The sequence below is a fragment of the Campylobacter cuniculorum DSM 23162 = LMG 24588 genome (assembly GCF_002104335.1).
GTDB classification, from domain to species: domain Bacteria; phylum Campylobacterota; class Campylobacteria; order Campylobacterales; family Campylobacteraceae; genus Campylobacter_D; species Campylobacter_D cuniculorum.
Genome location: NZ_CP020867.1, coordinates 310,005 through 332,732, shown reverse-complemented (window position 1 = coordinate 332,732; position 22,728 = coordinate 310,005). Strand labels below are relative to the sequence as shown.

At 30.7% G+C, this 22,728-nt stretch carries 20 protein-coding genes and 1 pseudogene; 10 read left to right on the top strand and 11 right to left on the bottom strand.

Translation table 11 applies throughout. The features are described from left to right. Positions 1-421: 421 nt before the first annotated feature. From CCUN_RS10230 to CCUN_RS01715, 4 genes and pseudogenes are all read left to right on the top strand, one after another. A pseudogene (locus tag CCUN_RS10230) lies at positions 422-668 on the top strand (flagellin); the annotation flags it as partial. A gap of 585 nt (positions 669-1,253) precedes the next feature. Beyond that, complete coding sequence (locus CCUN_RS01725) at positions 1,254-2,363, top strand: DUF262 domain-containing protein (protein ID WP_035175647.1); 1,110 nt, start codon at positions 1,254-1,256, stop codon at positions 2,361-2,363. Further along, positions 2,347-3,381 carry an AAA family ATPase gene (locus CCUN_RS01720; RefSeq protein WP_027305238.1) on the top strand — a complete coding sequence of 345 codons (1,035 nt, stop codon included), beginning with the start codon at positions 2,347-2,349 and terminating at the stop codon, positions 3,379-3,381. Before CCUN_RS01725 ends, CCUN_RS01720 begins: the two co-directional genes overlap by 17 nt. Before the next feature lie 11 nt (positions 3,382-3,392). Beyond that, entirely contained in the window at positions 3,393-4,109 is a 717-nt protein-coding gene (locus tag CCUN_RS01715) for a hypothetical protein (protein WP_244893540.1), read from the top strand. 223 nt (positions 4,110-4,332) lie between these two features. Here the strand turns inward: CCUN_RS01715 and CCUN_RS01710 are convergent, their stop codons facing one another. Continuing rightward, positions 4,333-4,521 (bottom strand): hypothetical protein, encoded by a 189-nt coding sequence (locus CCUN_RS01710; protein WP_027305240.1) that lies wholly within the window; start codon positions 4,519-4,521, stop codon positions 4,333-4,335. Between the two features lie 199 nt (positions 4,522-4,720). Continuing rightward, on the bottom strand, positions 4,721-6,514 hold the full coding sequence (locus tag CCUN_RS01705; RefSeq protein ID WP_085296609.1) for a flagellin: 1,794 nt from the start codon (positions 6,512-6,514) through the stop codon (positions 4,721-4,723). A gap of 377 nt (positions 6,515-6,891) precedes the next feature. Between CCUN_RS01705 and CCUN_RS01700 the strand changes: the two genes are divergently transcribed. The 6 genes from CCUN_RS01700 to motB all read left to right on the top strand — a co-directional run bounded on the left by CCUN_RS01700 (position 6,892) and on the right by motB (position 13,912). After that, positions 6,892-7,719, top strand: a complete 828-nt coding sequence (locus tag CCUN_RS01700; RefSeq protein ID WP_027305242.1) for a TerC family protein — start codon at positions 6,892-6,894, stop codon at positions 7,717-7,719. 3 nt (positions 7,720-7,722) lie between these two features. Further along, positions 7,723-8,919, top strand: coding sequence for a metallophosphoesterase (locus CCUN_RS01695; protein WP_027305243.1), 1,197 nt, complete (start codon positions 7,723-7,725; stop codon positions 8,917-8,919). Between the two features lie 333 nt (positions 8,920-9,252). Next, positions 9,253-9,699 carry a YqaA family protein gene (locus tag CCUN_RS01690; RefSeq protein WP_027305244.1) on the top strand — a complete coding sequence of 149 codons (447 nt, stop codon included), beginning with the start codon at positions 9,253-9,255 and terminating at the stop codon, positions 9,697-9,699. 49 nt (positions 9,700-9,748) lie between these two features. Next, entirely contained in the window at positions 9,749-12,382 is a 2,634-nt protein-coding gene (polA, locus tag CCUN_RS01685) for a DNA polymerase I (protein WP_027305245.1), read from the top strand. 12 nt (positions 12,383-12,394) lie between these two features. Then, a complete protein-coding gene (gene motA, locus CCUN_RS01680; protein ID WP_027305246.1) occupies positions 12,395-13,168 on the top strand; it encodes a flagellar motor stator protein MotA in 774 nt (257 codons plus the stop codon). 9 nt (positions 13,169-13,177) lie between these two features. Next, positions 13,178-13,912, top strand: coding sequence for a flagellar motor protein MotB (gene motB, locus CCUN_RS01675; RefSeq protein ID WP_027305247.1), 735 nt, complete (start codon positions 13,178-13,180; stop codon positions 13,910-13,912). Here the strand turns inward: motB and flhB are convergent. From flhB to CCUN_RS01635, 9 genes are read right to left on the bottom strand one after another with little or no spacing between them, the layout of a single operon-like run. After that, the gene (gene flhB, locus CCUN_RS01670) at positions 13,909-15,006 is read right to left on the bottom strand and encodes a flagellar biosynthesis protein FlhB (RefSeq protein ID WP_027305248.1); all 1,098 of its coding nucleotides are present in this window, start codon (positions 15,004-15,006) and stop codon (positions 13,909-13,911) included. The genes motB and flhB overlap by 4 nt on opposite strands. A 47-nt stretch (positions 15,007-15,053) precedes the next feature. Further along, positions 15,054-17,789: a RecB-like helicase gene (locus tag CCUN_RS01665; protein WP_027305249.1), complete on the bottom strand. Its 2,736-nt coding sequence runs from the start codon at positions 17,787-17,789 to the stop codon at positions 15,054-15,056. After that, the gene (locus CCUN_RS01660; RefSeq protein ID WP_027305250.1) at positions 17,786-20,173 is read right to left on the bottom strand and encodes a PD-(D/E)XK nuclease family protein; all 2,388 of its coding nucleotides are present in this window, start codon (positions 20,171-20,173) and stop codon (positions 17,786-17,788) included. Before CCUN_RS01660 ends, CCUN_RS01665 begins: the two co-directional genes overlap by 4 nt. Then, positions 20,170-20,688, bottom strand: coding sequence for a FixH family protein (locus CCUN_RS01655; protein WP_027305251.1), 519 nt, complete (start codon positions 20,686-20,688; stop codon positions 20,170-20,172). The genes CCUN_RS01660 and CCUN_RS01655 overlap by 4 nt, the downstream gene beginning before the upstream one ends. Continuing rightward, entirely contained in the window at positions 20,681-21,271 is a 591-nt protein-coding gene (locus tag CCUN_RS01650; protein WP_027305252.1) for a hypothetical protein, read from the bottom strand. Before CCUN_RS01650 ends, CCUN_RS01655 begins: the two co-directional genes overlap by 8 nt. Continuing rightward, positions 21,268-21,369 carry a hypothetical protein gene (locus CCUN_RS09560; RefSeq protein ID WP_088245160.1) on the bottom strand — a complete coding sequence of 34 codons (102 nt, stop codon included), beginning with the start codon at positions 21,367-21,369 and terminating at the stop codon, positions 21,268-21,270. The genes CCUN_RS01650 and CCUN_RS09560 overlap by 4 nt, the downstream gene beginning before the upstream one ends. Continuing rightward, positions 21,366-21,587: a DUF4006 family protein gene (locus CCUN_RS01645; RefSeq protein ID WP_174564650.1), complete on the bottom strand. Its 222-nt coding sequence runs from the start codon at positions 21,585-21,587 to the stop codon at positions 21,366-21,368. The genes CCUN_RS09560 and CCUN_RS01645 overlap by 4 nt, the downstream gene beginning before the upstream one ends. Next, on the bottom strand, positions 21,584-22,462 hold the full coding sequence (locus tag CCUN_RS01640) for a cbb3-type cytochrome c oxidase N-terminal domain-containing protein (RefSeq protein ID WP_027305254.1): 879 nt from the start codon (positions 22,460-22,462) through the stop codon (positions 21,584-21,586). The genes CCUN_RS01645 and CCUN_RS01640 overlap by 4 nt, the downstream gene beginning before the upstream one ends. Next, entirely contained in the window at positions 22,462-22,725 is a 264-nt protein-coding gene (locus CCUN_RS01635; RefSeq protein ID WP_027305255.1) for a cytochrome c oxidase, cbb3-type, CcoQ subunit, read from the bottom strand. Before CCUN_RS01635 ends, CCUN_RS01640 begins: the two co-directional genes overlap by 1 nt. Between the last annotated feature and the right edge of the window lie 3 nt (positions 22,726-22,728).

The following is a 22,728-nucleotide window of genomic DNA, read 5'->3' as shown; positions in this document are numbered from 1 at the left end:
TGTAGTTTAAATTTGATTTTAATATCTCTATATTTTTGCAAGAAATATTGTCAATCTTTAATGATTTATTGTCCGCATTCTTTAATAAAACTTGATATAATTTTGATGAGTTTTCACACTGCAATTCATACAAAAAACTCAAATCTTTGATTCTTAACTTATTTTTTAAGAATTTAAAAATTCAAAAGATTTTTAAGTTATATTTTTATAAAAATAAAATCATTTGGTTTTTAACCTTAAAATTAAGTTTTGAAAACAAAATATTTAAATCTTACATTTCATAAATTATCATATTTTTAAATAAATTTTTTATATATTTAAGTTAATTTAAAATATCACATTCAAGTCAATTATAAGAAAAATTAGAATGAATTTTTGCACAGACTCTGCACCTTAGAAAAACATCATTTCTGTTGTTGATAGTCAAAGAGAAGGCAGAGGAATCAAAATCGACGGAGAAGTTGTCGGTGTAGCCCTTGCAAGAGAAAACTACGGACGCCTTTCTTTGGTTAAAAACGATGGACGCGATATACTCTTAAGTGGAACAGGATTAAACTCTACAGGATTTGGAACAGGACAATTCATCTCTCAAGGTTCTGTATCTTTAAGAGAATCTAAGGGACAAATCGGTAAAGATATGGCAGATGCTATGGGCTTTGGAACAGCCAGAAAAGAAAATGCAGTAACTTTAGTATTTGTTGATTATTTATCACAAATGTTGGGTGTAACGGCAGTGAGTGATACACTTGGCGTAACTGCCGCAACTGTTCTTGGAACTTGGTGTAATATAAATTGGACTGCAGTTAAAGGGGGTTATAGCGGACAACTCTCTAAAATGCTTCAAGATGTTATGGGATTTTCATCAGCAACAAGATTTGAGGTAACAGGTAATGTTGCTTCACTTGGTGCGGCTTATTTGGTTTCTGCAGGGTCAGGCTTCTCTATAGGTTCAGGTATGTCTCAATTTGCTAAGATGAGAGAGGGAGGCATAAGTGCTATGAATAATGGTTTTAACATCAAAGATGAAACTTCAGGTGTTACCACACTTAAAGGGGCTATGGCTGTGAATCATTCTTTTTCATCAGCTCTTTTTAGTATTGAGTATTTTTAATCAATCTTAATTTCATTTTTAAAAAAACTTGAATTTAACTTCTTAGTTCTACTTTTTATAATTTTTTATTTAATAAAATATTAAAAAGTAAAACTAAAAATATGTTATAATTTAGTTGTTAATATAATAAGAAAGCTTAATTATGAAAGAAAAAGAAGAATTAGAAGGTGAATATTCTTTAGATATTAATAATAATGAGAATGATGAACAGACTTATCCTCTTGAAAATATAAGGATAGAAAAAGGAAGGATGAGTCTTTTTGAAATTAAAAGACGACAAGAAAAAGGCGATATTGAGATTTCTCCAGAATTTCAAAGAGAAAATGTTTGGAAAGAAAAACAAAAATCAGAACTTATAGAATCTGTGCTAATGGGAATTCCTATTCCTGTGTTTTATTTTTTTGAATCTAAAGATACTAAAATTCAAATAGTAGATGGCAGACAAAGAATTTCTACTTTTATTGATTTTATGAATGATAAATTTGAATTAAAACAATTAAATATTATTAAGGATATTATCAGTAAAAAATTTTCTGATTTAACAGCCATTCAAAAAAGAAAAATAGAAGATTATCAAATTGATATTTATACCATTCAGCCGCCAACTCCAGAACAAGTAAAATTTAATATTTTTGATAGGGTTAATCGTGGTGGAACTCAATTAAACAATCAAGAAATGAGAAATGCACTTTATCAAGGTAAATCAACTGAACTTATAAAAAATTTGAGCGAACTAGAAATTTTTAAAAAAGCAACAGGAAATTCTATTAAACCAAAACGTATGAAAGACAGATATATAATTTTACGTTTTATTGGTTTTTATCTTTATTTTTATCGTATTCTTCCAAATGATATCCAATATAAAGGCAATATCAATGAATTTTTATCCAAAATTATGATATTTTTAAACAATAAAAGAGATTCATATTTAATAGGAGAAATAGAAGCTAACTTTAAAAGAATAATGACTTTTGCTCATAAAAATTATGGAGAAAATATCTTTCGCTTTAATAATTCTAATGAAAACAGAAGGCCTATCAATATGGCACTATTTGAAAGCTTATCTTATTTATTTGCTTTATGCTATGAAACAAATATAATCCCTAAAAAAGAAAAAATAGAAAAATTAAAATCTGAATTTGATAGTTCTAAAAAATTTATTATTGGTATTGACAGCATACCCAGTGTAGAATATAGATTTAATAAAGTTACAGAATTTTTTAATAAGGTAAAAAATGATTACAAATATTAAAATAGAAAATTTTAAAAGTATTCAAAATCAAAACTTTATTTTTAGACCATTAACGATTTTAGCTGGAACAAATTCTTCTGGAAAATCAAGTGTTATTCAAGCACTTTTATTTTGTTCTTATTATGCTAATAAAAATATATATTTAGAAGATTATTTGCGTAGTTTTGGAGAAGCAAAAGATCTCCTATATTTAAATTCAGATAAAAATCAAATTAAAATTACCTCTAGCGTAGATGATAAAAAAATATTTTCTCTGGTTTTAAAGGACAATCAGTGGAAAAAATTAAATAATAATAAATTCTTTGAGTTTGAAAAAGAATTATTTCATCTTTGTTCAAATAGAATTGGACAAGAAGATTTAGGCAAAAAACATCGTGATTTAAGAAGTGGAAATAACGGGGAATTCTTATTTGGTTTTTATGAAGAAAATAAAAATAATAGTTTAAAAAACGATAAACTTATATGCAATGAAGATTCACATTCATTATCGATACAAATTAGATTTTGGATAAATAAAATTTTAGAATTAAAACTTGAGCCAATAACTCAAAAATTTGATAATAATAGTGTAAAAATATTGTATAAAAATTATGATTTGGGCGTAGAATTTTCCCCATTTAATTTAGGTTCTGGAGTAAGTTATCTTACTAAAATATTGATTTTGGGATTATCTTTAGAAAAAGGTAATGTTTTAATTGTGGAAAATCCGGAAGTTCATTTACATCCTAAAGCGATTTCAAAATTAACTGATTTTTTTGTTTTTTTAACAAAAGCTGGAATTCAAGTAATAATAGAAACGCATTCTGAACATATACTTAATGGAATTCGATGGAATATTTTTAAAAGCGAGATTCCAGAACAAAGTGTGCAAATTTATTATAGAGATAATTTGAAAGAAAATTTTCAAGCTATTAGTATTAATAAACAAAGTAAATATATTAATAGCAATAACGAAATTATTGATTTCCCTGAAGGATTTTTTGATAGTGATTTAAATCATCTTTTGGAGATGATGTGATGAAATTTACAATGGTACTAGAAAATAATTTAGCAGAAGAATTGTGTAATTTCAAAGACAAAAAAGAATGTGATAACAAAACCATTGAAAGAATTTTATATTATTACAAACAATATGTTTTATTGCAAAAAGAATATATGAAAAGATATTATGGTGCTGCAGCTTTAAGTCTTATTCTTGGAGGAAATACTAGTTTAAGATATAATGATAACTTAAAATGTCTTTCTAATAATACTATATATAAAATTATTTTATCTAAAGATAAAGATACTTTTCCTTATGTCAATATTTTTAAAGATAAAATAGAAAATAATCTTTCAGCTAGCTTTTTTAAAAGTGAAGATAGAAAAAAAGCTAAAGAACATTTAAAAGCTTTACTTGACAATGCAGAAGATTTATTTATTTATGATAAGTTTATAAACAAAAATCAGAAGAAATTTATAGAATTTGCAAAAGAATGCTTTCCTGAAAAACCATTAAATATTCTTTTTCTAAGTTCTAACAAATTTTCACAAGAACTTTGCACAGAATTAAAAAAAATTAATCAAAAATGGGAAATAAAAGAAAATAAATATTCTACTATAAATAACAAATATAGCGGTCTTCACGATAGATATATTATTATAGATAATAAAATCCAAATTATCTTAACAAGCGGTATTGATAATTTAATCAATACTAAAAAAGATTTTACATACATTATAAAAGAAATTGAATATCAATTATAAATCTTTTTATTTTTAAAAATTAATAAAACTTTATTTAGTACCCTAAAAAATACCTTTTCATTGAATGATTATCTTAAAGTATAAAAATCTAAAAAGAAATAAATTAAGAATTGTTAATTTATCATTTAGAACTTAAAATCAATCTTGGCAAAATTTGAGTTTAAACATAGGCTAAGTAAGACTATTTTATAATAAAAGTATTCTATAATTTGATTAGTAAAGATTATGAGAGAAGCTTGTTAAGCTCTCTCGCTAAAGCACTGATTTGTTTTAAACTCTTAGCCCTTTGTTCTTGGCTGAATGTGTGAAAGTTTTTGATGAAAATTTGACAATGTTTTTCAAAGCCTAAGAGGAGTTTTTCACAATCTTTTAACTTCCATTCATTGTCTAAATTAAGATATTTTGCACACATTAAATCATATCGAAACTAAATTTAAACCGAATTTTTAGCTTGAAAAAAATAGATTGAAAAGAAATAAAAAATTTTAAGAAAAATTTTGAGTGCATTGAAATTTTATTAAGAACCCGCTGAAGAAGCGGGCTCTTGTTTTTAAAGCTTTTATTTTCAAAGCTTTTATTTTCAAAGCTCGAATGTTTAAAGCTTTTAAAGACTATTGTAAGAGTCTTAAAACATTTTGTTGGCTTGCATTGGCTTGTGCCATAGCATAAGCTCCACTTTGTGCAAGGATATTTGCTTTAGAATAATTCGCAGATTCACTTGCAAAATCCACATCTCTGATTTGGCTTTCAGCGGCTTTGACATTGACTTGAGTGACAGTGATGTTGTTGATGGTCGCTGTGATTTGATTTTGCACTGAACCGATATCAGCTCTGATTTGGTCTAAGTTAGCGATTGCAGTTTCTGCGATATCCATCACAGCCATAGCCCCTTTAAGTGTGGTAACACCTGAAGTTTCATCTTTGACATTAAAACCATTATTGAAAACACTAATGCCTCCCTCTCTCATCTTAGCAAATTGAGACATACCTGAACCTGCAGAGAAGCCTGACCCTGCAGAAATCAAATAAGCCGCACCAAGTGAAGCAATAGCACCTGTTACCTGAAATACTGTTGCTGATGAAAATCCCATAACATCTTGAAGCATTTTAGAGAGTTGTCCGCTATAACCCCCTTTAACTGCAGTCCAAGTTATTGCACTCCAAACTCCAACAGCAGTTGTGCCAAGTGCAGTACTCAATTCTGTACCCAACATTGTTGATATATAATCCTCAAGTGCTATAGTTACTATATTTTCTTTTCTGGCTGTTCCAAAGCCCATAGCATCTGCCATATCTTTACCGATTTGTCCCTTAGATTCTCTTAAAGATACAGAACCTTGAGAGATGAATTGTCCTGTTCCAAATCCTGTGCTACTTAGTCCTGTTCCACTTAAGAGTATATCGCGTCCATCGTTTTTAACCAAAGAAAGGCGTCCGTAGTTTTCTCTTGCAAGGGCTACACCAATAACTTCTCCCTCGATTTTGATTCCTCTGCCTTCTCTTGAGGTTAAAACAAGGCGACCACCTTGATCAACAGAGGCTTCCACTCCGGTTGTATCTTTAACAGCATTGATTGCAGCGACTAAAGAGCCATTTTCATCACCGTCTTTAAAATCCACTTTACCGATTTTTACATCATTGATAGCAAAATCATCTCCTGTATGACCTGCTACGATAGTTCCTCCACTGATTGTTCTTACATCAGCAGTGGCTCTTACCCCTGTTTTATCTGCAAATTTGTTAATCTCTTCAGCTAAAGCTCCCAGTCCTGTTCCTACTGAATATGAAATTTTAACGTCTCTGAATCTAAAATCATCGATTCCGTTATAGTTTTTGATTGTGAGTCCTACCAAACCGCTTGATTTAACTGCGTCTCCTGTTTCAAATCTTGAAAGTCCGATTTTAGAACTTTGAGTCGCACCGATAGAAGCTTTAACAGATTGATTTGAGCTTGCACCGATTTGGAATTCTTGGTTGATAAAGCTACCACTTAAGAGTTGTTTGCCATTAAATGAAGTTGTATTTGCGATATTGTCAAGTTCTTCCATAAGACGATTAATATCAGCTTGAAGCATCGTTCTTGTTTTTAAGCTTTGTCCATCTTGAGCCGCTTGAGTGGCTTTGGTTTTGATTGTATCTAAGATTTTAAGTTGCTCGTCCATTGCTTTATCTGCAGTTTGAAGCATACCTAAAGCGTCATTTCCGTTGCTAATAGCTTGTCCTAAGGTATTAGCTTGAGTTCTAAGCGAGTCTGCAATAGCCATACCTGAAGCATCATCTGCGGCTGAATTGATTCTAAGACCTGAAGAAAGTCTGGCTAAAGAATTGTCTAAAGCCTTAGCGTTTAAATCAGAATTTGCTTTGGCATTAAGAGCTGCCACATTTGTGTTAATACGAAAACCCATTGTAAATCCTTTTATATTGAATTCAATGCGCGTCCATGTGCATTGTTAAGTGCTATATCGTTTGGTTAAGAAATAAGTTTATAGTTTTTTTAAAAAAATTGAGGATTTTTAACAATTTTTTTAAAAAAAATAAATAAAAAGTAAAAAAAATGAATTTTTCACCTTTAAACCGCAAAAAATGTGTGCGATGAGACTCATCATATAAAAATCAAATTCAAAAATAATGAATAACTCTTAAAGTCTGCGATGAATTTAAAATTCAAACATAAGCGTAGAAAATTTCAAAGCATAATTTTTTATATTTTATGAAAAAATTTATATTAAATTTGCTTTCAATTTAGTAAAATATCGTCTTAAAAACTTTTTAGGGAATTATAATGTTTGAATGGATATTGAGCGTTGATGCATGGCTTACGCTTCTTACGCTTTGTGTGCTTGAGATTATTTTAGGGATTGATAATATCATTTTTTTAGCGATTTTAGTCAGCAAACTTCCGCCTCATCTTAGAGACAAGGGACGCATTTTAGGGCTTGGCTTTGCTATGCTCACAAGGATAGCCTTGCTTTTATCACTCTTTTGGGTGATGAAACTTACAAATGCTTTATTTTCTTTTTACATAGGAGATATACGCAATTTAAGTGAGTTGGCTCTTAGTTCAGCTCTTTTTAGCACTTCTTTTTTTGCCTTTTTTAGCGGAGCCATCCCAAATATGCAAGATTATGCGGGAGAAATTTCGGGTAGAGATTTGGTCTTGTTTTTGGGAGGATTATTTTTGTTGTTTAAATCATTTAAAGAGATTAAAGAATGTATCAATGGCAATGAACAAGAAAATTCTTCTCTAAAAATAAGCTCAAATCTTTGGGTTGTGGTTGCTGAAATTGCTATCATCGATATAGTTTTTTCACTCGATAGTGTTATTACTGCTGTTGGTATTGCTCAAGAGGTTGAAATTATGATTATCGCGGTTATTATCGCGGTATTTGTTATGCTTTTTGCTTCAAAACCTATAGCAAATTTTGTCGAAAAATATCCGAGTATCAAAATTTTGGCTTTAACTTTTTTGGTGCTTGTTGGGGCGGTTTTGATTGCACAAAGCTTTGATTTGCATATCAGTAAAAGTTATATTTATGTTGCAATGGGCTTTTCTTTGCTTGTTGAAATTTTAAATATCATGGCTTTAAAACACAAAGAAAATCAGGAGTGATTCTTGCGAACTTTACTGATTTTAAGAGGAAATTATCACGCGGGGCAAGATGAGTTTATCCGTGAAAATAATCTAAGGTCCTTTACGCTTGATATTAATGAATTGAGATTTTTTAGCACACGCACGAGTCAGCTTGCAAATTCTTTTAAAAGTCTTGATTATAAGCACGATGAAGAATTGTTTAAAATTTTGCTCCATTTTTTGGAATTGCGTATGAAAAAAGGCGAATTCTGTGTGCTTAACACCTATGAAAATTCTTATAGGGTCTATAAAGATTTGGCTTTGAAATATCTTTATAGGACTTTTATCATTGATTTTAGTGATATTTCTTTGAAAGAATGTCAAAAAAATAATATCGCTAAGGCTAAAAAATATGGAATTTTAACGCCTTATAAATTCTTAGAAGAAAGGGCGGAGCTTCTGCAAAAAGCCCCAAAAGATTATGAAAAAAATGAAATTTTAAAACCTTATGAATGGCAACAAAGTCTTTATCAAAGCAAAGATTTAAATTCATACAAAAAAATTCATCATATAGGAGATATACAAGGTTGTTATAGTGTTCTTAAAAGCTATATTCAAGAGATTAAAGATGATGAGTATTATATCTTTTTAGGAGATTATATCGATAGGGGCATAGAAAATGCTAAGGTATTGAAATATTTAATTAAAATTTGTCAAAAGCCTAATGTTTATTTGTTAGAGGGCAACCACGAAAGGCATTTAATCCACTGGGCAAGGGGTGAGAGTGTAAGTTCTAAGGAATTTAATGAAAACACTTTAAAGGATTTTCAAAAAGAAAAATTCACGCGAAAACATGCTGCGGATTTTTATCCCTATCTTAAAGAATGTCTTTTGTATGAATATGATAAAAAAAAGATTTTTTGTTCGCATGGCGGAGTGAATTTTTTGCCTAAAAAAGCACAAGATTTAAGCTTTGTCCCAAGTTCGGATTTTGTTTTTGGTGTGGGAGATTATGAACAGAGTGAAGAGATTGCCATGCAATTTTGTCAAAACACGCCAAAAAATTATTTCCAGCTTTTTGGGCACAGAAATCGCTTTAAACTCCCTATAAGACTTGCTTCAAGGGTTTTTTTATGCGAGGGAAAAGTTGATGATGGGGGATATTTGCGTGTGGTAACCTTAGATAAAAAGGGATTTGAATGCATAGAGCTTAAAAACGAGGTCTATAGAAAAAAATAGGGTTGATTTTGTAAAATCAAAAGATTTAATTATAATTATGCTTTATAAAAACTCTTAAAAAATTATAATGGATTGATTTTATTTAAGTAATTTTTGTTTTAGAATTTAATGCTTTATTTTTTATCCTTTAAAACAATATGAAAAATTTATATTAAATTAAAAAATTTTATCCCTTGTTTTTATGTTTTATTTTCTCAAATATGTTTTAAATGATTTTATGTGTTTGAGACTTTTTAATGAAATTAAGCCTTGTTAAAATCAAATTTTTACAAATAAGCTAAAAATTAACTTAATTTAGATATATTTTGATATTTTTATACTTTTAGGAATTTAATGCTTGAACATTTTAGTTATGGCTCTCTTTTTATGGTAAGTTTTCTCTCAAGCACTCTTGTGCCTCTTGCAAGTGAGGCTTTTGTTTTAGCTTTTATAAAACTTGATTTTGACCCTTACATTGTGCTTTTTATCGCAACTTTTGCAAATACTTTAGGAAGTTTAAGCACTTATTTTCTTGCTTTTTTAGGAAAGAATTATATTTTAGAAAAATATTTTAGCAAGAGTCTTAAAAAACTTGAAAAATTCCGTTTTAATTTTTATAAATTAGGAGCATTTTTTGCTTTTTTTACTTTTTTACCTTTTATAGGTGATATTTTTGCCTTAGGGCTTGGTTTTGCGAAATATCCTTGGTTAAAATCTGCATTTTTTATATTTTTGGGCAAATTGATACGTTATGTTTTCATTATATTTTTAGGAAATTTTTTTCAAATCATTAAAATTTAATAGTATTTTTGAGATAATATATTTTAAAAAATTAATTTAAAGAAAGCAAATGAAAACTTTAACACTTATTGATACTTTTGGATTTTTCTTTCGTCTTTTTTACGCACTCAAAGATTTGCAAAATTCAAAAAAAGAGCCGAGTGGAATGATTTTAGGCTTTGCAAATTTTATTTTAAGTCTTAAAAATGAGCATAAAAGTGATTACATCATCTTTGCTTTAGATTCTAAGGGTAAAACCTTTCGCAATGAGCTTTATCCAGCTTATAAACAAAATCGCACTCCGCCCCCGCCTGAACTCTTAGCTCAAATTCCTATTTGTATAGAAATGATAGAAAAAATGGGTTTTATCAGTGTGTCAAAAGAGGGTTATGAGGCTGATGATATTATCGCTTCTTTTGTAAAAATTTGCAAAGATAAGGATATTTTTATACGCATTATTACGCAAGATAAGGACTTGTATCAATTGATTGAAGATGGTAAAACGAGCATTTATAGCCCCCTTTCTAAAAATAATTATGACACAGCAGCTTGTGTTGAAAAATATGGAGTTAAACCTTGTCAAATCCGTGATTTTCTAGCTCTTTGTGGCGACAGCTCGGATAATATTCCCGGAGTTAAAGGCATAGGGGCAAAAGGAGCTAAAACCCTGCTTGAGGAATTTCAAAGTTTGGAGGGTATTTTTGAAAATTTAACTCTTATAAGAAATCAAAGAAATAAAAACTTGCTTTTAGAAGGCAAAGAAAATGCTTTTTTAAGCAAAAAACTTGCCTCACTCTATGAAGATTTAGAACTTGAAAATTTCATCGAAAAATCGGCTGTCTTAGACGATGAACCCCTGCTTAAAGTGCTTGATATTTTAAAACATTATGAACTTCATTCTGTGCTTAAAAAACTCTCTTTGGAGAAAAAGGATAAAAATTTAGCCTTTCAAGCACGATTGATTTTAAACGAAGATGAACTTTTTAGCATTCTTAATGAACTTCCCAAAGAAAGCATTATAGCCTTTGATACTGAAACAACGGGGCTGGACGCAAAAGAAGCCCGGATTGTTGGTTTTAGTTTTTGTGTGAGTGAAGAGGAAGCTTTTTATGTACCTTTAACTCATAATTATTTAGATGTGCCTTTGCAAATCTCTTTAGAAAGTGCTAAAAAAGCTATAGAAATGATTTATAGACATTATGTTATCGGGCATAATCTCAAATATGATTTTAAAATCATAGAAAATAATTTTGGTTTGAGCTTTCCTTTAAAATACGCGGATACGATGATATTAGCGTGGCTTGAAAATCCAAGCTTAAGAATCAATATGGACGATTTAGCCTTGAGGCTTTTTAACTACGAAACCTTGCATTTTGAAACTTTGGTGAAAAAAGGTGAGAATTTTGCAAGTGTTGATGTTTATAAGGCATGTGAATATGCGGCAGAAGATGCGTATATCACATTGAAATTTTATCTTTATTTTTTAGAAAAATTAGAAAAACCCTTGCTTGAACTTGCTGAAAAAAGTGAATTTGAATTCATTAAAACCCTTACAATGCTTGAAAATAACGGCATTAAACTTGATACTAAGGCTTTGAGTGTTTTGATGAAACAATACGAACAAGAGATTAAAATTTTAAGTGAAGAAATTTACACACTTTGCGAGGATAAATTCAATCTCAATTCTCCTAAGCAGGTTGGGGATATTCTTTTTCAAAAACTCAAACTTCCTAGTGGAAAAAAAGGCAAAACGGGATATTCTACCGATGAAAAGGTTTTAAAAACCTTGATAGACAAGCACCCTGTGATTGAAAAAATTTTAGCTTATCGCGAACTTGCAAAATTATATTTTACTTATTGTGAGCCTTTGCTAAAACTTGCTCTTAAGGATAAACATTCAAGAATTTATTCAAATTTTTTACAGACCGGAACTGCAACGGGAAGGCTTTCATCAAAGGACCCCAATTTACAAAATATCCCTGCACACGGACAATACGCTAAGGATTATAAAACTTGTTTTGTCGCTCAAGAAGGTTTTAGTTTCATCTCTCTTGATTATTCTCAAATTGAACTAAGAATGTTGGCTCATTTTAGTGAAGATGAAAAGCTTTTAAATGCTTTTGAAAACGATGAAGATATACACGCAAAAACAGCGATGATGATTTTTAAAGAAAATAATTATCATACAAGAAGTATCGCTAAAAGTATCAATTTTGGGCTCATCTATGGAATGGGATACAAAACCTTAAGTCAAAATTTAAAGATTGAAGCCTCGCTTGCAAAAAAATACATTCAAAGTTATTTTGAAAATTTTACAAGCATTAAAAGCTATTTTGAACGCGTTAGAAATGAAGCAAAACAAAAAGGTTTTATCACAACTTTAAGTGGTAGAAAGAGGTATTTTGATTTTGAAAATGCTAAGGCTGTGCAAATTGCAATGTATGAAAGAGAAAGTATTAATTCTATACTTCAAGGCTCTGCGGCGGATATTATTAAATTCGCAATGATAGAAATTTCTAAAGATTTAAATGAAGATAAAAAAATGATTTTACAAATCCACGATGAACTTATTTTCGAAGTTAAAGATGAACTTTGTGAAAATTTTATAAAAAAAACTAGTGATATTATGGAAAATATAGTAAAATTAAAGGTAAAATTAAAAACCTCATCAAGCAGTGCTAAAAATTGGGGTGAATTAAAATAAGGAGAAATATCAATGGACCTTTCGACCATACTTGGAATGGTGTTTGCAATAACAAGCATCAGTGTTGGGGATATACTTGAGGGCGGAAATCCTTTACATGTTATTCACCTTTCTTCTTTCCTCATTGTGATGCCAACAGCAGCATTTTGTGCAATGACCGCAACTCATAAAAAAATTGTCAAAGCAGCTTATGTAGAGCTTAAAATAGTCTTTAAAGGAGCAAATGTCAATCTGTCTCAAACCATCGCTCAACTCGTCGAATACGCAATCATTGCAAGAAGAGATGGACTTTTAGCCTTAGAATCAAAAACAAACGAAATCGACAATGAATTTTTAAAAAATTCAATGATGATGCTTGTTGATGGCAAAAGTTTTGATGAAATCAAAGAAAGCATGGAAATTCAAACCGAAGAATTAGAAGAGCATTATAAAGAATGTGCAGAATATTGGATACGTTTTGGTGAAACTTGCCCAACTATGGGGCTTGTTGGAGCGGTTATGGGGCTTATGCTTGCTTTGCAACTCTTAGATAATCCTCAAGCAATGGCAGCAGGGATTGCAGGTGCATTTACTGCAACGGTTACGGGAATTTTTGGAGCCTATGCACTCTTTGCACCTTGGGGTAATAAAATGAAAGCTAATGGCGGAGAACTTGTTAAAGAACAAAGAGTGATTACTGAAGCGATTAAAGGTATAGCAGAAGGTGCTAATCCTAGAGATTTGGAGGCTAAATTGTTTAATTTCTTAGGACATGGCGACCCTAAAATTTCTCAATTTGACAAATAGGAAACTCAAATGGCTAAAAACAAATGTCCGGAATGTCCTCAAGGTGAAAGATGGGCTGTGCCCTATGCGGATTTTTTATCTTTGCTTTTGGCACTTTTCATTGCTCTTTGGGCAATTTCTGAAAGCAACCCTGCAAAGGTTGAAGCTTTAAAAACCGAATTTGTTAAGATTTTTGACTACACTACGACTCAAACCGTGCAACAAGATAGTCAATCACAAGAAAAATACAAGGGAGCATCGCGAACAGAAAGTGATGAGGTTAAAGCCCTTAAACAAATGACTGTTTCTCAACAAGAAACTATCAATAAGCTCAAAGCCGCACTTGACCAAATAGACAATCAAGCTGTCTTAAATTTACCTTCTAAAATTCAATTTGAAAGAGGGAGTGCTGCTATTGTGTCTGCAGATATACAAGACTATCTTAGAAGAATGGCTCAACTCATTTTGCGTCTGCCCCCTCAAGTTAAAATCGAAATTCGTGGTTATACAGACAATAGCGATTCTATCTTAAGAAGTTTTGAACTCGCTTATGCAAGGGCTCAAAATGTGACTCAATATTTTATAAATGGCGGTGTGAATATAAACAATCTTAGCATTAAAAGTTATGGCTTAAATGAACCGCTCAATAACAATCCTTCGGCTTTAGAAAACAACCGCGTTGAAATTTATTTCAAGGTTGATACGCAAGATGAAGATGCACGAAAATCTGTGCTAGAATTTATAGGACAATCAGAGCAAAATTAGCCCTGATTGTTTGTCTTTTTAATTTGCTTAGAAAGACGACTTTTATTGTTAGAGCTATAAACGAAGCTTAAGACTTCCGCAACGGCTTTAAACAACTCTCTAGGAATAATATCATCAACATCGCAAACCTTATAAAGCTCTCTTGCTAAAGGCGGATTTTCATAAACAATGACATTATTTTTATAAGCAATTTCCTTAATCCTCAAAGCCAAATAATCCACGCCCTTAGCTACAACTCTTGGAGCTTGCTCTTTGGTTGTATCGTAACGAATGGCTACAGCATAATGGGTTGGGTTAGTAATGACCACATCAGCACCTGCAACATCTTGGATCATTCTGCGACGTGCCGCTTCCATTTGTAAGCGACGAATGCGTCCTTTAACCTGCGGGTCTCCTTCCATTTGCTTGTATTCATCTTTAATTTCTTGCTTACTCATTCTAAGCCCTTTAAAGTATTGAAAACGCACCAAAAATATATCCAAAACCGCAATAATCATAAATGCAATGATAACAATAGCAGCTAAAATCACAGCCTTATCCCTAAGCCAGAGCATTTGAGCAAAAATACCATAAAGCTCCACTCTAGGAAGTTCTCGCATAAAATAAAGCAACACAATAAAAGCTATAATAAAAACCACGCTAACTTTTAAAATGATTTTCACAGCTTCTATGAGTTTTCTAAGAGAAAAAAGATTTTTAAGACCTTTGAGCGGATTGATTTTTCCTAAATTTGGCATAATCGGTGTGGTCGTAAAGATAAAACCAAACTGCATCACATTTCCTAAAATTCCAGCTATCATAATACTTAAAGTTATGGGTGCAAGCATAATCAAAGCTTCAAAAATGCTCTTAATGATAATAGAATGCAAAATCCTCATATCCAGCTCAACGCCGATAAAACTTTGATAATATCGATATAAATTCGCGATTCTTTCCCCTAAAAAGCCCATCAAAAGAAGGGTGATAGTAATAGCAACAATAAGAGTTGCTACAGCTACTGCATCTTGACTTTTAGGAACATTTCCTTCTTTTCTCGCGTCTTCGATTTTCTTGGACGTGGGCTCTTCTGTTTTTTCTTGATCTTCTCCAGCCATATTCTACCTCAATGAATTTGATAGGGATTAAAATATAAAATCATCAATCACAGCTCTATAATTTCAATTTGATTTTTTAAACAATATACAACAAAAGCCCTTGTATTTTTTTTAAGAATTTCACAAATAGCATGTTTATAAAAAATAATTTGATTTTTATGCTCATCTGTGGCACTTTTACCCGTTTTATAATCTATGATGAAATTTTCATCTTCACCTAAAGCAAGTAAATCAAGTCTTTTAATCTGTCCTTTAAAGCTAAAACTCTGTTCTTTTAAAAGCTTTTTATCCTTAAGAAGTTTGTTAAAAGTATCATTGTTTAAAAGATTTTCAATCCTTAAAATCAGCTCCTTAACTTCATTTTTATCTAAAAATCTGAATTTATTTTCAAGCCTCTCACAAAGTCTTGTGAAATTTGCTTTCGTTTTAAGATTGATATTTTGCATAAAATAATGAAAAGCCTCACCAAAATAACTCTGTTTTGTCTCATAATTCTTTTGAGTTTCAAGCTCTTGCAAACCCACTTTAATGCAATGTGGCAACTTATCTTTGCTTGTGAAATTTTTCTTTTGAATTTTTAATTCTTCTTGTTCTAAAATTCCTAAATCCTGCTCTTGCAAATTTAAATACACATCAGAATTAAAATAGCTCGGATGATTTCCATCGATACAAGCTTCATTCCTCTTAATGATAATCAAAGATTTTTTCGCCCGAGTCATTGCAACATAAAGCTTATTAATATCATCATCAAGCTCGGCTTTTTGAATTTTGTCTAAAAATTTTTTATAATCAGAGTCATTTTTACGCAATTTGTCTTTAATTTTAAGCTCCCAACCCTCATCAATATCATATTCTAATAAAATCTTACTCGAATTCGTTTTAGGCTTTGAAAGACTATCAAGCAAAATCACATTTTCAAATTCCAAGCCCTTAGACTTATGCACACTCATAATGCTAATGCCCAAATTTTGCTCATTGACAATCTTCAAAGGACAAGGTTCAAACAAAAGATCTAAAAAATTCTCCTTATCCTGTGCGTATTCTAAAAACTGAATCAAAGCCGCATCAGCTAAATCAAGCTTGAGTTTTTTAATCAAATAAAGCACATTTTCAGCCGCATTCTTACTCAAATCAAGCTTTAATCTTGACATTTTTACACCTGTTAAAGCTTGAACAAAATGCAAGTAAAATTCATCTCCAAATATACAATACTTCGCATATTCAAGCAATAAACGCACATTTGCTTTGTTTTCAAGCAAAATATTGCTTTGAGTGAAAGCATTAATATGTTTTGTTCTTAAAAAATCCAAAACAAGGTCGCAATCATCATTTTTCCAACATAAAATGCAAGGCTCTTGCATATTTTTTTCTCGCAAAAATTTAATTTGCTCCTCTAAAGCCTCTAAGGTTTTTATTTTAATCTCTTCTTTTGTTTGTTCTTTTGAGCTTACAACACGCACAAAACCACCTTTTTTATGCTCATCATCTGGAGTTTTTTGCGGGATATAATTTAAAAATTTATCCTTAAAAATTGTATTGATAAAATTTGTTATTTCTTTTGTGCTACGATAATTAGTATCCAAGCTATCACTTTGAATTTGAGGAAATTCTCGCTTAAGAAGGTCAAATAATTCTTTTTTGCCTTTTCTAAAACGATAAATGCTTTGTTTTTTATCTCCTACATAAAAAAAGCTGCGAAATTTTCTCACGCCTTCACCTGAAACAAGTTCGCAAATAATAGGCTTTAAAATTTGGTATTGTATGACACTTGTATCCTGAAATTCATCGATTAAAAGATGAGCAATAAAGCCATCAAGACGAAAATAAATCATATCTTTAAGCTCACTTTGGACAAGCTCAAGCACTTTTTTGCTGACATCTGCAAAACTTAAGACATTTTTTTCTTTGTGGATTTGATTTTTTGCCAAAGAAAAATGCTCAAGCAAATTCATTAATTTCGCAATCTTAAAACTTTCAAGCTCCAAAGCATAAGCATTTAAAGCTGTCAAAAAAGCTTGCCTTTTTTCTCTCAATATTTCATCTTTTTCTCCAAGTTTTTTTAAATATTGCGTTGTTTCAAATTTATCCATAAAACTTTTTTTTAAGAATTCTTCTAAATTAAGTTTTTCATCGTCAAAATTTGCACTCAATCTCTTATCATTAAGACTTAAGCAATAAGCCCTTAGTTCTTCATAGCTTTGATTGATTTGAATTTGACTTGGTTTTTGAATGTTTTCACATTTTTTAAAATAAGCATTTTGGTATAAATTTTCAAGCTCCTCAAAAAAATCTTCTCGCTTATCAAGCTCTACGATATAATGAGCTAAATCCTCAAGCTCTTGTTGATTTAAAATTCTTAAAAAAACAGCTTTAATGTCAAGTTCATTTTCACTGCTCTTAAAATCACTCATCAAACCTAAATTCAAAGCAAAACTTCTTAAAATTTTGCCAAAAAAAGCATCAAAGGTATAAATTTTAAGGTTTTGACGCAAAAATTCTTGCTTTTTTTTATCTCTTAAAGCGATGAGTTCTTCTTTGCTTTTTTGCAAAAAGCGACAGAGTTGCTCACACTCGGCTTTTTTAGCGTCTTTATCAAAATGAAGAAAGGTTTCAATCACCCTTTTTTGCATTTCATTAGACGCTTTTTTCGTAAAGGTTAGGGCTAAAATTTCATTGATTTTTGCTCCCATCAAAATAAGAGCCACAAAACGCACACTTAAAGCGAAAGTTTTTCCACTTCCCGCACTCGCTTCTAAGGCTAAAAAAGGTTTAAATTCACTCATTTTAAATCCTTTTTATAAATGAGCTTATAGGGACAATAGGTATCTTTTTCATTTTCAAATTCAAACTCATCTTGCTCTAAAAGCTCACTAAAAAGCTCTTTAAGCTCCTCTAAGGTCTTAGTATTTTTACCCGTTTTTAAAACAAAATCATTCAAATCATAAAATTTCGCATCTGCATTTTCAAAACTCAAAGCCTTATAAAAAGCGAGTTGATAAGAATTTTCTTCAATTTTTCCATTTTTATAATCAATGATGAGTTTATCCTTCCCTAACAATGTATCAATTCTATCGATTTGTCCGATTAAATCAACGCTTTTAACCTGTCCCAAAGGGGTTTGAAATTGAAATATTTTAGGATTGTCTTCACTGATTTTATACTCAAGCTCACTCACCTTAAATCCTTGCTCAAAATGTTTCTTTTCACTCTGTGCAAAATGATGAGATTTAAGCTTTAAAATCTCAAAATCTAATGCGTTTATAGTGTGTTTCTCATTTTCAAGCAAAATTAAAAATTTCTTTTCATCAAAATGATTTTTTTCATTGTTTTTATAATAAAGCTCTAAAAGTTTGTGGATTAAAATGCCTAAATTTTTTGCCCTATTCTGTTCTAAAAATGCTCGTGGTTCTAAAAGATTTAAAATATAACGATAATAATAAGTCCTTTTTTGCTTTAAAAATAGATTCAAACGACTAAAAGATAAAGGTTTATCAAAAAGCTTGTGTTTTAAAACGGGTGCATCTAAAGGCTTTAAATCAAGTTTTATAGGCTTATAATCAAATTTTAAAGCCTGTAAATAAGCTTTTTGCGTAAATTCTGTTTGAGTATCGCACTTGAAAGCTAATTCATCTAAAAAACGCGATTTGATTTTTTCTTCATTTTCCACATAAGAAATTGAAATTTTTTGAGCATTTTTCATCAAACTTTCATAATAAAATCTCTGCAAATTTTCTCTTCTCTCATAAGAAATGAGTCCGGAATTTTTACGAATTTCATTGTTTAAAAACAATTCATTGACACTTCTTTTTGGTATAATATCGTCATTAAAATCAACGATAATCACTCCATCAAAACAAAGCCCCCTACTCTCCAAAAGTCCCATAACAACTACTTTTCCACCACCAACACTGCTAAGTTTTAAACTTTTAATTTGTATTAAAAAAAGTTCTAAAAGCTCTTTTAATTTCAAGGTTTGATTCTTAAATAAATCTGCAATAAAAAGCATTTGCTCTTTAATAAGAAATTTTAATTCATCATTTTCATTTTCTAAAAGCCTTTCAAGCAGAGCATTAAAATATTCTAAATCGCATTTTTGATTGAAATGCCTTTTAAATTCTTTAAATTCTAGCTCAAAATAATGCAAAAGACTATTATGATAATCAAAAATCGTTTTTTTATCTTCAAAATAATCTTTCGTTTCATTAAAATCAAAATCCTCTAAATTCGCACTCAAATACAAGGCTCTTAATTTTTGATAAAATTCACTCTCTTGTATGCTTTTTCCACTTGCAAAATTAAGATTATTGTTTTTATCTAAAAGCTTTAAAAGTTCGCAAAAACTCTCATCAGGCGTTATAACAACAATATTTTCAGCTTTCAATCCTTCATGAATGAAAGTTGCAATTTCATTCATCACATAAGCCACTTGTAAGCTTCTTAGCTCAAAACTTTGCACCTTAATCGAAGTATTTTTAGAATCAAACGCGTCTTGCTTTAACATCTCTTTGGTGCTTATATTAAATTCATAGCTTTTGTTTATCTCTAAATTCAAATGCTCTAGAAAATCCAAACTTTTGAGATATTCTAAATTAAACACACTTGTATTAAATTTTAAGATTACAGACTTTCGTTTTGAAAGTTCTTTGAGTAAATCCTTCTCAAAAGTGCTTAAAAAACCTTGCATATCATAAATTATGCTTTCATAATCCTCTAAAAAATCCCAATGAATAAAATAATCCCTAATCAAAGAAAGATTATCATATAAATTTTGTGTTTTTAAAAGATTCAAATAATTTTTTAAAACCTCATCTAAAATCTCTAAATGCTCGTTGTAAGCTGCGTAATAATCGTTATTTTTAAGCTCTTGTATATCTTTTTTTTCAAGACAGAGTTCTTTAAAAAAAGAAAAGAGGTATTCATTGTTTCTTAAAAAAGCGAAAAATTCGCTTGAAATTCCTAATTTTTGCTCTAAATCCTTGCTTTGCTTACAAGCTTCTTGCATGAACAGCAAACTCTCATATTCACTTGCTTTGCGTCCTTTAACCAAGCAAACATTTTCCAAAAAATCTTCGATTAAAATTGCATTATCAATCAAAGAATCTTGATTCTTAAAAGAATTATAGTATTCTTTAATCTTTCTTGAAGAGCTAAAAACCAAAAGTTTCATGGAATTTTAAGTTCAAAATTGTAAAAACCTATTGCTTCATCATCTGCAATGAGTTTGATTTTAAGTTGCCATCTGCCACTTTCAAGTTCATTTGGAAGCTGAATGTTTAAAGTATCCTTTTCAATCTTTGCTTGAAGAACTTGATCTTGAGTGTTTTGATGAGGTCTTGTAAGTAAAATTTGAGTTTTTAATATATTAGGATTTAAATTAGCAAGTTTTTCTATCTTAAAATGCAAAAGTTCTGCAGATGAAACCTCGTAAGATTTTATTTTTCTTTTGCCTAAAATTGTGATTTTATCATTTTGAAAAGATAGATTGAAAAGTTGATTAAAATTCGTTTGCTTTCGTTGAATTTCATTAAAATGATAATCTATATTTTGATATGAATCTAAGTAAAAATCATCCTCATAAACCGGATAACGGCTTGCATAAACAATAGTTACAATACAAGCAATAATAATAGCCAAAATAGACAATAAAATTCCATAGGGCCAAAAGGTTTTATCTTTAGACATGTCTTGCTCTTTTCATTTTCCTTTGGACATAGTATAACAAAGCAAAGCAAATGAAACCATAAAAGAGAATTCTTAAAATATTTATTGTATCACGATTTGCATTGCCTATGGAATGCTCGAGTTTCAGACCAAAATACTTTGCAAGTCTGTCTGCAATATCAGCGTAGCCATTGAGAATTGCGGCGTTAAAAACATCTTGCCCCTTATGAGAGGTTAAAATAGGAAGTATGGTTCCTGTTCCGGGATATGGACTTAAAACTGCTTCTTTATCAAAAAATGTTAAAGCCTCTTGGGAGCCAACGATATCGACTTTATGAGAATTTTGAGAAAGCACAAGCAAAACATTAGGTTTTGGAAGTTCATCTTGCTTTTTTAAAAGCTCTTCTAAGGGAGTTGAAGCCCCTGCAGCTACAAAAAGATGAATGCCTGTTTTATCATAAAGCTCTTGACCTATAAGATTTAATTCTTCACTAACCTTTTGACTTAAAACATTTTCATTATAAACAACAGCTTCAAAGGCAAAAATTTGTAAAGGTATAAATAAGACGGCAATCAAAATGCCGCCTTTTAAAATTTTTCTCATCCTATAGTAAGATGATTTTGAGTCAAAACCGACCACGCTGTAATCACAGCAGTAACAATTAAGCCGATAATAATTAAATATTCTATTGCTTTACTCATCGTATTTCCTTTATAACCCTATGATCACTAGACTTAGAACCTATCATTTGAACCTTTTGGGCGTCTTTAAAAATATAAGGCTTTTGCATCACCTCTTGTTGAGCTTTAATCCCCCAAATCGTTAATAAAACTAAAATTGTAAGCAATAAAACCGTTGCAATCAACATCCCTGTAACTCCCGAAAGGGAGAATACGCATCTGTTTGTATTTTCCATCACTCACCTCTTGAAAGAGAAATTACATATTCGCCAACTGCTTGTTTTTGAATATCATTTAAAATATTGCTACTAAACTTAGGCATTACACCTATATTGCCATCTTTACCGCGATTTAACACATCAACAACAAATTCAGCAGAACCATATTGAGTTAAATTTGGTGCCATAACCTCGCCACCAATCACTCCTGTGCCATCCTCTCCATGACAAGCGGTGCAAGTTGCAAAAACTTCTTTCCCACGAGCCACTAAATTTTCGTTGGCTGTCTTTTTAATCGCAGAAATTTCTTTAGCCACATAAGCAGCTACGGCTGGAACGTCTTCTGCATTTACGCCGAGGTCAGCTGCTGGTGCCATTTCTCCCATTGCGTAATTCATACCTTTTGAGCCTTTGTTTAAAACCTCGATAATTCCCTCTTCAGAACCCCAAACACCTAAATTTTGAGCCTTTCCATTGATTCCATCTCCTGTAATTCCATGACAAGCTGAACATTGAACTAAGAATAAATTCTCTCCCATTGCAACCTTATCATCTGCAGAGAGATTATGGAATTTTTCTTGGAATTTTGCATTGTGTGCGGCAACTTCTTGATTATACTCACCAATTTGAGAATAAGAATTTAAAGGATACCCTAATAAGAAATACCAAATTGCCCAAACAATCAAAAGTAAAAACATAATAGCCCAACCCAAAGGAACAGCATTTTTATATTCTCCTATGCCATCCCAATTATGCTCACTTAATTCAGCTTCGCCTTTTGTCTCTTTCATTTGTTGAAACATTCTACCCACAACCACAAGCGTGATTAAAATGATGAGAATAGCTCCAATCAAAGACAAAAGATTGACATTATCTTCTAAATTTAACCATTGCATCAAGCACTCCTTTTATTTTCTAAAACACTATCATCAATATCATCTTCAAGAGCGAGTTTAGCATATTTTTCATAATTTTTTTCGCCTGTTGCTTCACTCCTGTAAAGATGAAAACAATATGCGTATAAAACTACTACCAAAAAAACTACAAGCATAAAAAAACCATAGCCTTGGAAAAGCTCCCACTCATGTTTTTGAATCGCCGATAAATTAAATGTAATTAAATTTTTAATCACAGCAAAAATCGTTTCCAAATTTTCCATCGT